The organism is Pseudomonas sp. RL_15y_Pfl2_60, from assembly GCF_963970595.1.
Taxonomy (GTDB): Bacteria; Pseudomonadota; Gammaproteobacteria; order Pseudomonadales; family Pseudomonadaceae; genus Aquipseudomonas.
The window spans coordinates 773,452-787,732 of record NZ_CAXAOE010000001.1; the positions used below are offsets into that span (position 1 = coordinate 773,452).

The following is a 14,281-nucleotide window of genomic DNA, read 5'->3' on the forward strand; positions in this document are numbered from 1 at the left end:
TCAGACACTCCCTATTGGCGCGTGCAAGGCAGGCGCAAGGCGGTCGAGGAATAAAGTCGCGGCGAGTAAATCAGCAGCCCCGCCGGGCGAGGCACGCAGCCTCAACATGTCGTTATCGAGATCTCGCAGCAACCGGCGTCCTTCGAGGCTGGCACAACCACCCACCTCGATAACCGCCCGTGCTCCGTTCTGCATGCAATCGAGTCCGGTCAGGCCAGCGCGATAAAGCACACAGGTATCAGTCAGTTGACTCATGATCGCCAGCAGCGCATCGAGCCGTGCATTCTGTTCGCCCGCCTGCACCGAACGGCTGCGCAGCAGTTGGGGCAAGCCATGCTGGATGATTGCCGGGAAACCCAATTGGGCCTGTTCGCGCGCACCGGGCAAGCCAAAGGTTCGACAAACTTGCTGGCCATGGCTTTCAGTCGTGACGGGGATGGCCCGGTCGTTTAGCATGGCAATTCGCGCAGCGCGCAAGGTGACTTGGCCAGCCTCCAGCGCTTGATCATCCAGCGCGGCGGCAGCGCACAACAAACCCAGTGCCCAGATGGCGCCCCGGTGCGTGTTAACGCCGCCAGTAACGCGCAGCATTTCAACCTCGCCTTCACGACCAATGCGCCCCAGCGTCTCTCGCAATGCCTGATTGACTTCGCCGTGCTCGCACGCCGCCTCGGCCATTTCCTTGAAGGCGGGCCATAGCGACAACGCCGAAGAATGCATCAGGCCCAGGTGCAGGTCGTCGTGCGCCCCATTGCCTCGGCGATCAACCAGTCCCGGCTTGGGCGACAGATCGGCTTCATCAATCAGCACTTCAACGGCCAGGTCAGCCAGGCATTCAGCTAGGCTCAGCGGCGTGTGTTTAATCTGTAAGGCTGCCATCACCAGCTCCTGAATTTAGCAGGCGGGTTGTACAAGCCGCCCGACCACTCAACCAACTCGGCGATGCTCTTGGCCGCGAGCAACTCACGGCTGGCGTCTGCGCGGCGAATGCCCAGGTCTTCGGGCAAGGCAATCAAGCCTTCCTTGCGCATGCGCAGGGTATCTTTGGGGTCATGGCGCAACCCGATACTGGTCACACCGGCCACAGCAGCGATCATTGCTTGGCGCTCCTCAAGCGAGCGCGCCTTGTACAGGTAGGCAATACCTTCCTCGGTCAGCAGGTGAGTCACGTCGTCGCCATAGATCATGATCGGCGCTAATGGCATGCCACTTTTGCGCGCCACCTCGACTGCATCGAGGGTGTCGACAAAGGTTGGTTTACCGCCTTCCTGGAAGGTTTCGACCATCTGCACCACCAGCTTTTTACCGCGCTCAAGCAGGGTCACTGGAGCGCCGGTGTCGGAGCACATATCCAGCCATGCAGGCGTGGCATGGCGTCGCCCGCGTGGGTCGTGCCCCATATTGGGCGCACCGCCAAAACCGGCCAGGCGTCCGCGCGTTACAGTGGATGAATGACCATCGCCATCGACTTGCAAGGTGGCGCCAATAAACAGATCGACTGCGTATTGACCGGCCAGTTGGCACATCATCCGGTTTGAGCGCATCGAACCATCACGGCCGGTGAAGAACACATCAGGGCGCATGGCGATGTAGTTTTCCATGCCCAACTCGGTACCAAAGCAATGCACGCTTTCGACCCAGCCGGTCTCGATCGCCGGGATCAGGGTCGGGTGCGGGTTAAGCGTCCAGTTGCGGCAGATCTTGCCTTTGAGACCGAGCTTTTCACCGTAGGTTGGCAAGATAAGTTCGATGGCCGCGGTGTTGAAACCAATGCCGTGGTTAAGCGACTGCACATTGTGCTTTTCGTAGATGCCGCGAATGGCCATCATCGCCATCAGCACATGCACCGGCTTGATGTGGCGTGGATCGCGAGTAAATAGCGGCTCGATGTAGAAGGGTTTGTCAGCCACCACCACAAAGTCGACCCAGGAACCTGGAATATCAACACGCGGCAATTCGCTGGCATCCTCGACCAGCTCATTGACCTGCACAATCACAATGCCGTCGCTGAATGCGGTCGGCTCAACCAACGCAGGGGTGTCTTCGGTACTGGGTCCGGTATAGATGTTACCGGCGCGGTCAGCCTTGAACCCGGCCACCAGTGCAACGTTGGGGATCAGGTCAACCAACAACCGCGAGTAGAGTTCGATGTAAGTGTGAATCGCGCCGACTTCAAGCAGGCCGTCTTCGAGCAACTGGCTGATACGCAGGCTTTGCGGCCCGGCGAAGGAGAAATCCAGCTTGCGCGCGATGCCGCGCTCAAACAGGTCAAGATGCTCAGCGCGGCTCACACTCGGCATGATCATATGCAAGTCATGCAGGCGCTCAGGGCTGGCTTTTGCCAGTGAGCGGGAAAGGAAATCGGCCTGTTTTTGGTTATTGCCTTCAAGCACCACGCGATCACCGGGGGCAATCAATGCTTCAAGCGCCGCAACGATTTTATCGCTGGGCAAGACCACACCGTCGGCGAGGGCGCGGACTGTGTCGAGGCGCCGCTGTTTCTCGGCTCGGCGACGTGACCACTGCGGCGGCGGGGATATTGTTGTTGTCATGCTGACTCCGGGTGTGCGCTGTCGTGATGCCACATTAGGAGCCAGTGCCAATGGCCATCAATCAACCAGCAGATGTAAACGTTACGATTAGCGTAATGATTGTTTTGTCGCCGCACAGACAACAGCAACGGTTAACCTCTGCGTGCAGACCGGGCATACTTGTGCATTGCCCCTTGGCCAGTAGACCCCATGCGTATCCACGTCACCTTCATCGACCGCGTAGGCATCACCCAGGAAGTGCTGGCGCTGCTGGGTGGGCGCAATCTGAACCTGGATGCGGTCGAGATGGTGCCGCCCAATGTCTATATCGATGCGCCCACGCTCAGCTCCGAAGTGCTGGATGAATTACGCGAGGCCCTGTTCAAGGTTCAGGGGGTGCAGGCCGTTACCATCGTCGATATTCTTCCAGGCCAACGCCGACGCCTGCAGCTCGATGCCTTGCTGGCGGCGATGACGGACCCGGTGCTGGCCGTTGACGGTCAAGGTCGAGTGCTGCTGGCCAACCCCGCCTTGATCGCACTATGCGAGCAGGAGCCGGAAGGCTTGGCACTCGGCGATTTATTTGCCAACCCGTCCTTGCAACATGAGCTGCTCGAACAGCATTTCCGCCTGCCGCTTCGTGAGGTCACCCTTAACGGTCAAGCCTTGCTGCTTGATGCCATGCCGATTAGCGAGACCGCGGGCGCAGGTCAGCTACAACTCGCAGGCGCCCTGCTGACCCTGTACGAGCCCAGCCGAATCGGTGCTCGCCTCTCAGCCCTGCACCATGACCATGCTGAAGGCTTTGACTCACTGCTCGGCGACTCAGCACCGATACGCACGCTCAAAACACGGGCGCAGCGAGTGGCGACCCTGGATGCCCCGCTGTTGATTCAAGGTGAAACAGGGACCGGCAAGGAGCTGGTGGCCCGGGCTTGCCATACCAGCAGCGCGCGGTGCGACGCACCGTTCTTGGCGCTCAACTGCGCGGCATTGCCGGAAAACCTCGCCGAGAGTGAGCTCTTTGGCTACGCCCCCGGCGCCTTCACCGGTGCCCAGCGCGGCGGCAAGCCCGGCTTGCTTGAGCTGGCCAACCACGGCACGGTATTTCTCGATGAAATCGCTGAAATGTCGCCGTACCTGCAAGCCAAGCTTTTGCGATTTCTCAATGACGGGACATTCCGCCGGGTAGGCGGCGAGCGTGAAGTGAAGGTGGATGTACGGATTCTGAGCGCCACCCACCGCGACCTGGAAAAAATGGTCAGCGAAGGCAGCTTCCGTGAAGACCTGTATTACCGTCTCAACGTACTCAATCTTGAGGTTCCGCCGCTACGTGCCCGTGGCCAGGATATTTTACTGCTGGCTCGCCACTTCATGCGCCAGGCTTGCGCGCAGATCCAGCGACCGCCTTGCCGCCTTGCGCCGGACACCTATCCTGCTCTGCTGAGTAACCGCTGGCCAGGCAACGTACGTCAATTGCAAAACGTCATTTTCCGTGCGGCAGCCATCAGTGAAAGCAACCTGGTGCAGATCGACGACCTGGACATTGCAAGCACCGCGATCGCAGCACACTCACCCGGTGATGAGGTCGAAAGCCTGGAGTCGGCGGTCGCAGGGTTTGAAAAAGCATTGCTCGAAAAACTCTATGCCAGCCACCCCTCAAGCCGTCAACTGGCAAGCCGGTTGCGCACTTCGCACAGCGCTATTGCGGTACGGCTGCGCAAATACGGCATCCCCGGCAAGAACTAGGTCTTGCCGCCATGACGGCCCTGACCGCTCTTGAAGCGTTGGGCTCCAGCTTGGGTTTCGCCACTCTTGATGACCGCCATACCACGCTCAAACTCGTTCTCAAGGGCCTGAGTGAAGTCCAGATCCCATTGTTCATAGCTGCTTGCCCGGTCACTGAGCATGCAGCTTTGGGGTAAGCCGGCAATTTCAAGCGCCAAGGCCTGCGCCGCCGCCAAGGCTGTGCCCGTCGGCACGACTCGATTGACCAAACCCATCTGTAGCGCTTCATCGGCCAACACCGGGCGACCGGTAAGGATTAAGTCCAGGGCTCGTCCCTGGCCAATAACCCGTGGCAACCGCACCGTACCGCCATCAATCAACGGTACGCCAAAGCGTCGGCAAAAGACCCCAAGCACGGCACTTTGAGCGGCCACGCGTAGATCGGCCAGGAGCGCCAACTCCAGACCACCTGCAACCGCATGCCCTTCAATTGCTGCAATCAACGGTTTACCGAGCTGCATGCGGCTCGGCCCCATGGGCCCATCCCCATCGCGCTCAAGTCGGTTGGCGTGCATTGCATCATCGGCAACCGCTGACAAATCTGCGCCAGCACAAAATCCATCACCGGCGCCAGTGAGTACCGCGACCTTGGCATTTTCATCGGCTTCAAACGCACGCAAGGCGTCCGCCAACGCTTGTGCTGTCGGCCGGTCAACAGCATTGCGTACCTGCACCCTATTGATGGTCAATGTGGTAACAGGTCCAACCTTATCGACAAGGATGTTCATGGCTGCCTCGTTTCCAAGCAATATGTCCGATGGACTGCACCAAAAAGGCCAGCACATGGCTGGCCTTTACTTTAGATGTGTCGCAAGCAACAGCTTGCGATCAGATAGCAAACTTTTGCAGGTTAGCCATCATTTCTTTCAGCGCCTCGACGTTATCGGCGGGGTGCGCTGCGTTTTCAAAATCGCAGATCTGGGCCCAGTGCGCAGCAACATCTTCAGGGCTGAAACCCGCACGCGGATCAAAGCCCGCGCCAAGGCTACGCTCCCAACGCACTTTCCCCATCCAGCCGCCACCCACTTCGAACAGGCCTGAAGTTTCTTCACAGCTATTACTGGCCAGGTAAACCACCAACGGGCTGACCAGTTCGGGCTTGAGTTGCTCGAAGACCTGCGGCGGAATCAAGCCCTCGGTCATGCGCGTGCCGCCAGTCGGTGCAATCGCGTTCACCAGGATATTGTGCTTGCGCCCCTCGATCGCCAGGGTTCGCGTCAGCCCGTACAAGCCCAGCTTGGCCATGCCGTAGTTGGATTGGCCAAAGTTGCCGTAAATGCCGGAAGTCGACGAGGTAAAGATCACCCGGCCATAGCCTTGCTCGCGCATGTGCGGCCAGGCAGCGCGCGTGATTTTGTAGGCACCTTCAACATGCACTTGATAGACCTGGTCCCAGTCGACCTGCTCCATCTTATGAAAAGTCTTATCGCGCAGGATGCCCGCATTGTTGACCACCGCATCAATACGCCCAAAAGCATCCAAGGCGTGCTCAACGATTTTATCGCCCTCGGTGACCGAGTCGTGGTTGGCCACAGCCGTGCCACCGGCGGCACGGATTTCCTCAACCACTTTGTCGGCAGCCGAAGCATTGGCGCCTTCGCCGTGGGTGCTACCGCCCAAGTCGTTGACCACAACTTTGGCACCATGCTTGGCGAACAGCAGCGCATGGGCACGACCCAAACCGCCACCTGCGCCGGTGACAATTACAACTTGGTCCTGGAAACGAATGGCTTCACTCATCGGAAGACTCCTGACAGTGTTAATGATCGGCAGAGTGTCAGCCAGGGCCACGATTGTCACAACTATGACAACCGGGCCTGAATGGCGCCCGATAAGGCAAAGAGATAAGCGAGAGCGACCTTGATCATGTAGATCTATTTATCATCTCACCGCCTTGAGCCAATGCCTGGCGAAACGCCAGGTAATGTTCCAGTACGGCTTGCGGCGCTTCGGTTTGCGGATAATGGCCAATATCATCAAGCACCACTGTGTCAGCCTGGGGAATCAGCGCCCTATAACGCTCAACCATATGCAGCCCGGAAATGGGATCTACAGCACCATCAATCAGCCGCATAGGCACCTGCGTGGCCTGCATTGCAGCCACCCAACGATCGCGTTGCTGGCGTCGCTCGGGCATGTAGCGAATCAACCGGTGCATGATCGCAGGCCCATTGTTATGACTGATCAACGCCCAGAAATCATCAAGCTCAGCGCTGCTAGGCAAGGTATCGGCCCCGAAAACTTTAGCGAAACTGGCTTCGAGTTTTTTCCGGTTGAACAGGCGACCAATCAATGGCCCGACAGGGCTCAGCAACAACTTCTGCACTAACACCGGATGGTGGGTTTCCGGAAATAACCCGCCATTGAGGAACACGCAACTCGCCAGCTTGATACTGCCTTCCTGGTGGCGCGCCAGCAATTCCTGGGCAACGCTGTCACCGTAGTCATGCGCCAGCACATGCACATCTCCAGTTATCTGCAACGCTGCCAATAACGCCTGATGCAAGTCCGCCTGTTCAAGCAAGCTGTAAGCGTGACCGACAGGCTTGGCCGAGTAGCCAAAACCGAGCATGTCACAGGCTATCAACCGATAATGCTCGGCCAGTGGCCGCCATAGATAATGCCAATCCCAACTGGCAGTGGGAAAGCCGTGGATCAGGATCAATGGCGGGGCATCATCAGCCCCGGCGGTCCAGTAGCCAATCTGATGCCCCTTGAAATCAAAGTGCTGTGCTTGGCTGCGCCACTGTGCCAGCGCGATTCCTGGCAGCGCCATTAGCTGGCGTAGCCAGGCATTTGCTGATCGAGTTTGCGCAGCAAGGCTGGCCATGCCAGGGAGCCGCCCATGCCTTGCGGGCTCTTCATCACACCGGCGACCATGGCCTTGGCGCCATCAAGAATTTGCTGAGGAATGTGTATCAGCTCAGCACCGCCGCTCTGCGCCATGACCTGGACTTCGCATGCGCGCTGCAACGTAAACATCATCAAAAAGGTGTCGGCGATGCTTGATGAGGCAGTCAACAAGCCGTGGTTGGGCAAGATCATAAAGTTCTTGTCACCCAGGTCCGCCTGCAAACGCGCCTTTTCATCGTGGTTCAGCGCCACACCTTCATAACCGTGGTAGGCCAGGCTCGAAAGTACAAACAAGGATTGCTGCGACAAAGGCAACAAGCCCTGCTTCTGCGCCGAAACGGCAATGCCCGCCGCAGTATGAATGTGCACGACACAGGCGACGTCGTGACGAACCTCATGCACCGCACTATGGATGGTGTAGCCCGCCGGATTGATCTCATACGGGCTGTCCATCAACTTATTGCCAGCGAGGTCGATCTTGACCAGGCTGGAGGCGGTGATTTCGTGGAACATCAACCCGAATGGATTGATCAGGAACTCATCAACACCGGGGATCTTGGCTGAGATATGGGTGAAGATCAGATCATCCCAGCCGTGCAGCGCTATCAGCCGATAACACGCGGCCAGGTCAACACGGGTTTGCCATTCAGCAGCAGATACCTGGTCTTTGAGACTTACAGGCGGCAGTTCTTGGGCAGCACTCATCCTCGACACCTCTACAGTTATTGTTATGACCTGTATTGAGTCTAGCGAGTGCTTGGCCCTTGCCTAGTCGCCCTGGCAGCCAGCTTAGTGACCTAGCGAGTCAGAGCGGTGGGTTAACAGCTGATATTCAGACGCTGAATAAGACAAGTCATGCCTTGAGTGCGGCAACAAAACGGGCGACCCAGGGCTCTGCGTCAGTTTCAGGCGTTACGCTTTCACTGGCGTCAAGGCGCAGCATGTCCTGAACCTCACGAATGCCCAGCTCGGCATATAACTCACGCACCAGTTCGCCGCCACCACAAAAGGTATCGCCATAACTGGAATCACCCAGCGCAATAACCCCGCCTGGCAGCCCGCTCCAGGCCGGCAGATGATCTCGAATGGCGTAATACAGCGGCTGCAGGTTATCCGGCAATTCGCCCATGCCAGTGGTGGAAGTCACCGCAAGGAAAGCCTCGGGGGAAAACGCCTGCACATCAGACAAGCTTGCCCGCGGGTCATAGAAAGCGTCTAACCCCGCGGCCTTTAATAGCCCATGAACATGACGAGCGACTTCTTCAGCGGTGCCATAAACCGAACCAGAAAAGATCGCGACTTTCATAAAAACTGCTCCAAAAACTATCCAATTTGGGCGCTATTATGCCGCAACTGGACAGCCTCAATGGATGTTTTAGAATGCCTGAACCTAGACTTGGAATTTCAGTGCATGATCAGCGCAAAACTGCTACAGCTGGTAATAGACGCCTCGCATGATGGCATCGTGGTTGCCGAGCAAGAAGGTGATGACAACATACTGATCTACGCCAACGCGGCTTTTGAAGCGCTGACCGGCTACGCCAGAGAAGATATCCTCTATCAGGACTGTCGATTCCTGCAGGCTGGCGATCGCGATCAAGCGGGGCTGCAAGTCATTCGCGAAGCCCTCAAACAAGGTAAACCTTGCCGACAAGTCCTAAGAAACTTCCGAAAAGATGGTTCATTATTCTGGAACGAGCTATCAATAACGCCGATTTATAACGAAAGTGATAACCTCGTCTACTTTATTGGCATCCAGAAAAATGTCACGGAGCAGGTGCAAGCACAGGAACGTATCAAGCAATTGGAAGATGAAGTTGCACGTCTTAAAACCCAACTTGCCACTACAGCCCTGCCGCCTGAACGCTAGGTCACTTTTTCTCTGGGGATTAAATTTCTGACCTAAGAGTTGCTCATGGACGAACCGGTACTGCTCACGGATGAAGAGGTGGCATTCATACAGCAGCTTTATAACCAACACGAGAGTGAGCAGCCTGAAACCTTGCCAGCCCAAGTTGATCTTATGGAGTCACTGAACGACCTGATCAGTGGTTATAACAATCTCGAAAACATCACCGTTGACGTACGAATTGTTAATCAACAGGGCAATGTGCAAGCAATTATTCCTGTCTACACTGAAAGCGAGCAACTTAATTGCGCGCTTGGTATTAAGGCAAACACAGCACTGCAATTGAAAGTTCAGGAGCGCGTCAAACAGTTGGAAGCTGAAGTTGCACAGCTAAAAATCCGACTAACGGACGCCATTCCCTAAGCTAAGCGTAAAACTAAACCTATTCTGAACTGTCATATCACCACAACGTAACGCTTGGCGTAGAGTTCGATATGCAAAATCCAGTGCTCCTGACAGACGACGAACTGGAGTTTATCCAGCACCTGTATCACCGGCCTGCAACCAAGCAGCCTGGGGCTTTGTCTGTGCAAATCGACCTCGAAGAGTCACTAAAAGACCTGCTCAGTAATTACGCAAACGTTGAAAAGCTGACCATTGACGCTCGTTTTGCCAACCAGCGGATGATCTTCACCCCGTTCGTCTCCGAAGATGCCCAGCACAATCAGCATCTTGAGTTAGGCACCCCGCAGATATTCGATGAGTCCGGCACTGACAGGCGTGCCTGGCGGTTGCCTTTAACCCCTCCAATCGAACTACGCAACCTCAACGGCAGCGCAACTGGCCTGTTGGTGCATGAGCTGTCATTGAATGGCCTGCTTATTGAGCAGCCTGCCAATCGCAAGGCCCCGACCCAATTCAGCTTGTTATTGCCGCTTGGCAAGCAAAAGCCAATTTCGGTCAAGGGCCAGTTCGTGCGTAGAGCGACCAAAACCCATCTTGCTTACCAGTTGGAAGCAATGGACAGCCTGAGCAGCGAACGCTTGCAGCAGTTTCTTTATCTGCAGCACCGTGCCCTGTATCCACAAGCGCATCCCGAATAGATCGCCGCGCGGCCTCGGCTAAGTATCCAGATGCCCGGCTAGAAACTGCTGTAAGCGACGCGCCATCAAACGCCCTTCATTACCCAGGCAAGCGACGGCTGAATCGCTCAGCACCTCCTCGATCAGATCGGCACACGCCCCCGTTAGACTGACCGGACAATTGACTGCCAAAGCCAGGCGTTTAAGGGTCTGCGCCAGCTGCTCACTGGGCGGTTGGTTGGAAAACAACACCAGCCCCAAGGGTTTAATTCGTTCACATAAGTACGCCAACTCGCCCAATGGCTGACCAACTCCTAGGACGGTCACTGCAACATTGGAATCGCTGAGTAACAGGCCAGCCACCAATAGTTCGAGTTCACGACAATGGCCTGGCAGCGCAGCCAATAGCACACGCCCCTCTGCCTGGCTGCGCGCTAGATGCAAGCGCTGCATGACCCGACCACGCAGGAAGCTATCGTAAAACAGCCACTCACTGGCTTGACTCACCTCATCGTGGCGCACAAGCAAGTCTTGCCAGAGCGGCATAAGGATGTCCTGAAACACCACTGGCAATGGGTAGCTGGAAAAAACCTGGCCGTATAAACGGTCAAGCTGGATGTCATCAAAACCGCTCACCGCAGTACGTATCTGAGCTTGCCATTGCTGCCACTCTGATGAAGTGACCACTTCATAGACCGGTAATCTAACCGCCTCGAGCGCGTCGCGCTTGGCGAGAATCTTACCAACCTTGCTAACCGAAACGCCCCGCTCGATCCATGCCAAAATGCTGCGTACCGACTCAACATCTGCCTGTGAATACAAACGATGCCCACCTTCGGTACGCGTCGGCTGTATCAGCCCGTAGCGTCGCTCCCAGGCACGCAAGGTAATTGGATTGACGCCTGTCAAACGTGAAACTTCACGAATCGGGATTAGCTCTTGCTGCTTTGCAGCATTGGAACCAAGGGTCATTGCAGCAACGGGATCTGGCATAGCAGGTGATTTCTGCAAGATAAAGTCACAACATTGTAACCCAGCTGGTTGAATCACATATTGGTTGGAAACTGTACAGACTGATGCACGCGCCCTTCGCTTGCGCTTTATCTCTTGCTGCTCGTTACCTGAACGCTCAGGCAGATACTGCACTCCGGTGGTGCGAATCGACCACTGTCCCAACCCACCGCGCCAGCAATTAGCGCCTGATAAGCCCAAGCTGGCTTATTTCTGAAAAAACGGAATAATCCTTGCCTATATTTAGCGCGACTCACCACCCCGAGTCGCCTACTGCTTGCACTCATACCCTGAATGCAAGCCCGGTTTAATGGAGATACACAATGTCTGCACACCCTGTCACCTTGATGGTGGCGCGCCGCGTTGCCTGCGGGCGCTATCACGACCTTATCGCCTGGCTACATGAAGGCGAGCATCTGGCAACCGACTTTCCGGGCTATCTGGGCTCCGGAGTTCTTGCCCCGCCCCCTGGCGACGATGAATTCCAGATTATTTTCCGTTTCGCCGACGAACAAACCCTGGCCTCATGGGAGCATTCGGCTTCCCGCACCGCCTGGCTTGGACGCGGCGCCGGCTTGTTTGCCCAGCCCCAGGAGCAACGTGCAGTCGGCATTGACGCCTGGTTTGGCGCCGCCAACCGTCAACCACCTCGCTGGAAGCAAAGCGTAGCGATATGGTTGGCATTCTTCCCGGTTTCCTTGTGTTTCAACTTCATATTCGGCAACTGGCTGAACGACTTCTCGCTGATCAACCGCGTGCTGCTCTCGACCTTGGCGCTCACACCATTGATGACGTATTTGTTTATCCCGCTGTCAACGCGCCTACTGGCGCCCTGGCTGCACGGCCGTAGACGCTCCACGCTGCGCACCGTTGAAGCAACAAGCGCGCAATAACCCCGCCCAAGCCGTTTAGCTCAATACTTTGCGCATTGAGCTAAAACGCCAGCCGCCGCGACATGCCTTGGTAGTTTAGGGTTACAAAATCCATAAAAGCAGGCCAAAAAGCTCCTATAGACTGCCCAGAAGCCGCTGACTTTTCGCTTACGAATTTGTATGCAAGTGGCGCTGCCAACAACGCACAACCTTCTTCGTAGCTCCGCTTAACAGCCTGAGCTGAACCTTGCGCGCAAATGGACTGTTTCTATATGACCCGTCATTTTTCGAGTAATTTACTTGCCACGGCGGCTGCCTTTGTCAGCTTGAGCCTGGCCTCTTTACCCACTAGTGCAGCAACAGCCAGTAGCGAACCGGCCAAAACAGCCTCCTCGGCAACGTCGCGACCGGCTTATGACATCGACCTGAGCAATTACCAATATCCCTATCCCGTCAGCTTCTTCGAGCTGAGCAGCCAACAACACGCGGGGACGACAGAGCCGCTGAAAATGGCTTATATGGACGTGGCGCCCACGTCAGGCAAAAGTAACGGCAAGACCATCGTGCTAATGCACGGCAAGAACTTCAACAGCGCCTATTGGCGCGACACCATCAAGTCGCTTACAAGCGCTGGATATCGCGTGATTGCTCCGGACCAGATCAGCTTCGGTAAATCGACCAAACCCATCGCCTATCAATACAGCTTCCAGCAACTGGCCAATAACACCAAGCAGTTGCTCGACTCCCTGGGGATCGAAAAAGCCAGTGTTCTGGGCCATTCCATGGGTGGAATGCTCGCCACTCGCTTCAGCCTGATGTTCAGTGACTTCACCCAACAGCTGATTCTGGTCAACCCGATTGGCCTTGAGGACTGGAAAACCAAGGTTCCTTACGCCTCAATCGATGCGATCTACAAATCGACACTTGCCACCAACTACGAGCAGGTCAAGCAGTACCAGCTCACAAGCTACTACGATAACAAGTGGCAGGCCGGCTACGATGAATGGGTCAATCTTCTGGCTGGAATCACCCACGATAAAGACTACCCGCGATTCGCCTGGAATGCGGCGTTGACCGCAGACATGATCTTCACCCAGCCGGTGGTCTACGAGTTTGGACAAGTGAGCATGCCGACCTTGCTGATCATCGGCACTCGTGACCGCTCTGCACTCGGCAAGGACCGTGTCAGCGGTGAAGTAAAAGCCTCACTGGGTCGCTACGACCGACTGGGCAAGCAAACAGCTGAAGCGATTCCCAATGCCAAGTTGGTTGAGCTCGATAACGTCGGCCATATGCCACATATCGAGGCTTTCGATCGATTTATCGAGCCACTGGTAAGCTTTTTAGACGAGTCAAAGTAAGCCACCACATGTTGGCCTGCCGCCCGGCAGGTCAACCACCTCTCGCACCAGTCACACCCCATCCACAGCGGCAAGGCACCTGCGCCCGCTCCTCTCTTCACAGACCAGGGCTGCCCATGCCGGTATAGTTGTACAACACCAACTGCTGGTATAGCTTTAGCCAGGGTTCGGCTGAAGTTCGCCGCTGACCGAGCCGCCTTCAACCTTCAACCCGAGTAAAGCATGAGCAGCAACTCCGCCCCGATCCTGATTACCGGAGCCAGTCAACGCATTGGCCTGTACTGCGCCGAACGCCTGCTGGATGAGGGCCAAGCGGTAATTGTCACCTTTCGCACTGAACGCAAAAGTATTCAGCATCTGCGCGAGCGTGGCGCCGACGTCATACAGGCCGACTTCAACTCGGAGGCCAGTATTCTCGAGTTTATCGAGGCACTGAAAATGCAAACCCAAAGCCTGCGGGCCATCATTCACAATGCCTCCAGCTGGCGTGCCGAACAAGCGGGCCATGAAGCCGAGACATTCGGGCAAATGACTAATGTGCACATGTTGGCGCCTTACCTGATCAACTTGCACTGCGCCTCGCTGCTGGAGCAATCGCCCTGTGCTGACATCATCCATATTACCGATGATGTGGCACGCAAGGGCAGCGCCAAACATATTGCCTACTGCGCGAGCAAAGCTGGCCTGGAAAGCCTGAGCCTGTCCTTTGCCGCCAAATATGCCCCGCGCATCAAGGTCAACAGCATTGCTCCGGCGCTGATCATGTTCAACCCGGATGACGACCACGACTACCGCAGCAAAGCCTTGAATAAATCAGCATTGGGCATTGAGCCCGGTCCAGCTGTGATCTACCAGTCCGTACGCTATCTACTCGACTCGCCATACACAACGGGCACCACTCTTACTGTAAATGGCGGCCGCCACCTCAAGTGAG

At 56.3% G+C, this 14,281-nt stretch carries 15 protein-coding genes; 7 read left to right on the forward strand and 8 right to left on the reverse strand.

The features are described from left to right. A complete protein-coding gene (locus AACY26_RS03660; protein WP_339511078.1) occupies positions 1-879 on the reverse strand; it encodes a triphosphoribosyl-dephospho-CoA synthase in 879 nt (292 codons plus the stop codon). Then, on the reverse strand, positions 879-2,552 hold the full coding sequence (gene mdcA, locus AACY26_RS03665) for a malonate decarboxylase subunit alpha (protein WP_339511080.1): 1,674 nt from the start codon (positions 2,550-2,552) through the stop codon (positions 879-881). Before mdcA ends, AACY26_RS03660 begins: the two co-directional genes overlap by 1 nt. 189 nt (positions 2,553-2,741) lie before the next feature. Here mdcA and AACY26_RS03670 point away from each other — a divergent pair, with 189 nt between their 5' ends. Further along, positions 2,742-4,280, forward strand: a complete 1,539-nt coding sequence (locus tag AACY26_RS03670) for a sigma-54-dependent transcriptional regulator (RefSeq protein WP_339511082.1) — start codon at positions 2,742-2,744, stop codon at positions 4,278-4,280. Here AACY26_RS03670 and AACY26_RS03675 read toward each other — a convergent pair. The 5 genes from AACY26_RS03675 to AACY26_RS03695 all read right to left on the reverse strand — a co-directional run bounded on the left by AACY26_RS03675 (position 4,277) and on the right by AACY26_RS03695 (position 8,478). Next, positions 4,277-5,047: a crotonase/enoyl-CoA hydratase family protein gene (locus AACY26_RS03675; protein WP_339511084.1), complete on the reverse strand. Its 771-nt coding sequence runs from the start codon at positions 5,045-5,047 to the stop codon at positions 4,277-4,279. The two genes, AACY26_RS03670 and AACY26_RS03675, sit on opposite strands and share 4 nt — an antisense overlap. 100 nt (positions 5,048-5,147) lie before the next feature. Next, on the reverse strand, positions 5,148-6,059 hold the full coding sequence (locus tag AACY26_RS03680; protein WP_339511086.1) for an SDR family oxidoreductase: 912 nt from the start codon (positions 6,057-6,059) through the stop codon (positions 5,148-5,150). Between the two features lie 124 nt (positions 6,060-6,183). Then, positions 6,184-7,095, reverse strand: coding sequence for an alpha/beta fold hydrolase (locus tag AACY26_RS03685; RefSeq protein WP_339511088.1), 912 nt, complete (start codon positions 7,093-7,095; stop codon positions 6,184-6,186). Further along, on the reverse strand, positions 7,095-7,877 hold the full coding sequence (locus tag AACY26_RS03690) for a class II aldolase/adducin family protein (protein ID WP_339511089.1): 783 nt from the start codon (positions 7,875-7,877) through the stop codon (positions 7,095-7,097). The genes AACY26_RS03685 and AACY26_RS03690 overlap by 1 nt, the downstream gene beginning before the upstream one ends. A 148-nt stretch (positions 7,878-8,025) precedes the next feature. After that, positions 8,026-8,478, reverse strand: coding sequence for a flavodoxin (locus tag AACY26_RS03695; RefSeq protein WP_339511090.1), 453 nt, complete (start codon positions 8,476-8,478; stop codon positions 8,026-8,028). A 105-nt stretch (positions 8,479-8,583) separates the two neighbouring features. On the opposite strand from AACY26_RS03695, the gene AACY26_RS03700 reads away from it, so the two are divergent. The 3 genes from AACY26_RS03700 (at position 8,584) to AACY26_RS03710 (ending at position 10,124) form a co-directional block, all read left to right on the forward strand. Next, positions 8,584-9,042: a PAS domain-containing protein gene (locus tag AACY26_RS03700; RefSeq protein ID WP_339511708.1), complete on the forward strand. Its 459-nt coding sequence runs from the start codon at positions 8,584-8,586 to the stop codon at positions 9,040-9,042. A 45-nt stretch (positions 9,043-9,087) separates the two neighbouring features. Next, on the forward strand, positions 9,088-9,444 hold the full coding sequence (locus AACY26_RS03705) for a hypothetical protein (RefSeq protein WP_339511091.1): 357 nt from the start codon (positions 9,088-9,090) through the stop codon (positions 9,442-9,444). A gap of 71 nt (positions 9,445-9,515) precedes the next feature. After that, positions 9,516-10,124 (forward strand): PilZ domain-containing protein, encoded by a 609-nt coding sequence (locus tag AACY26_RS03710; RefSeq protein ID WP_339511093.1) that lies wholly within the window; start codon positions 9,516-9,518, stop codon positions 10,122-10,124. 18 nt (positions 10,125-10,142) lie between these two features. Here AACY26_RS03710 and AACY26_RS03715 read toward each other — a convergent pair whose 3' ends face one another. Then, positions 10,143-11,096, reverse strand: coding sequence for a MerR family transcriptional regulator (locus tag AACY26_RS03715; protein ID WP_339511095.1), 954 nt, complete (start codon positions 11,094-11,096; stop codon positions 10,143-10,145). Positions 11,097-11,437: 341 nt separating this feature from the next. On the opposite strand from AACY26_RS03715, the gene AACY26_RS03720 reads away from it, so the two are divergent. The 3 genes from AACY26_RS03720 to folM all read left to right on the forward strand — a co-directional run bounded on the left by AACY26_RS03720 (position 11,438) and on the right by folM (position 14,280). Then, positions 11,438-12,007, forward strand: a complete 570-nt coding sequence (locus AACY26_RS03720) for an antibiotic biosynthesis monooxygenase (RefSeq protein ID WP_339511097.1) — start codon at positions 11,438-11,440, stop codon at positions 12,005-12,007. Positions 12,008-12,258: 251 nt separating this feature from the next. Beyond that, complete coding sequence (locus tag AACY26_RS03725) at positions 12,259-13,347, forward strand: alpha/beta fold hydrolase (RefSeq protein ID WP_339511099.1); 1,089 nt, start codon at positions 12,259-12,261, stop codon at positions 13,345-13,347. Positions 13,348-13,569: 222 nt separating this feature from the next. Next, positions 13,570-14,280 carry a dihydromonapterin reductase gene (folM, locus tag AACY26_RS03730; RefSeq protein WP_339511101.1) on the forward strand — a complete coding sequence of 237 codons (711 nt, stop codon included), beginning with the start codon at positions 13,570-13,572 and terminating at the stop codon, positions 14,278-14,280. Position 14,281: the final 1 nt, after the last annotated feature.

Coding starts and splice junctions, on each gene's coding strand:
- AACY26_RS03660 (WP_339511078.1), bottom strand. CDS start 879: ATGGCAGCCTTACAGATTAAACACACGCCGCTGAGCCTAGCTGAATGC.
- mdcA (WP_339511080.1), bottom strand. CDS start 2,552: ATGACAACAACAATATCCCCGCCGCCGCAGTGGTCACGTCGCCGAGCC.
- AACY26_RS03670 (WP_339511082.1), top strand. CDS start 2,742: ATGCGTATCCACGTCACCTTCATCGACCGCGTAGGCATCACCCAGGAA.
- AACY26_RS03675 (WP_339511084.1), bottom strand. CDS start 5,047: ATGAACATCCTTGTCGATAAGGTTGGACCTGTTACCACATTGACCATC.
- AACY26_RS03680 (WP_339511086.1), bottom strand. CDS start 6,059: ATGAGTGAAGCCATTCGTTTCCAGGACCAAGTTGTAATTGTCACCGGC.
- AACY26_RS03685 (WP_339511088.1), bottom strand. CDS start 7,095: ATGGCGCTGCCAGGAATCGCGCTGGCACAGTGGCGCAGCCAAGCACAG.
- AACY26_RS03690 (WP_339511089.1), bottom strand. CDS start 7,877: ATGAGTGCTGCCCAAGAACTGCCGCCTGTAAGTCTCAAAGACCAGGTA.
- AACY26_RS03695 (WP_339511090.1), bottom strand. CDS start 8,478: ATGAAAGTCGCGATCTTTTCTGGTTCGGTTTATGGCACCGCTGAAGAA.
- AACY26_RS03700 (WP_339511708.1), top strand. CDS start 8,584: ATGATCAGCGCAAAACTGCTACAGCTGGTAATAGACGCCTCGCATGAT.
- AACY26_RS03705 (WP_339511091.1), top strand. CDS start 9,088: ATGGACGAACCGGTACTGCTCACGGATGAAGAGGTGGCATTCATACAG.
- AACY26_RS03710 (WP_339511093.1), top strand. CDS start 9,516: ATGCAAAATCCAGTGCTCCTGACAGACGACGAACTGGAGTTTATCCAG.
- AACY26_RS03715 (WP_339511095.1), bottom strand. CDS start 11,096: ATGCCAGATCCCGTTGCTGCAATGACCCTTGGTTCCAATGCTGCAAAG.
- AACY26_RS03720 (WP_339511097.1), top strand. CDS start 11,438: ATGTCTGCACACCCTGTCACCTTGATGGTGGCGCGCCGCGTTGCCTGC.
- AACY26_RS03725 (WP_339511099.1), top strand. CDS start 12,259: ATGACCCGTCATTTTTCGAGTAATTTACTTGCCACGGCGGCTGCCTTT.
- folM (WP_339511101.1), top strand. CDS start 13,570: ATGAGCAGCAACTCCGCCCCGATCCTGATTACCGGAGCCAGTCAACGC.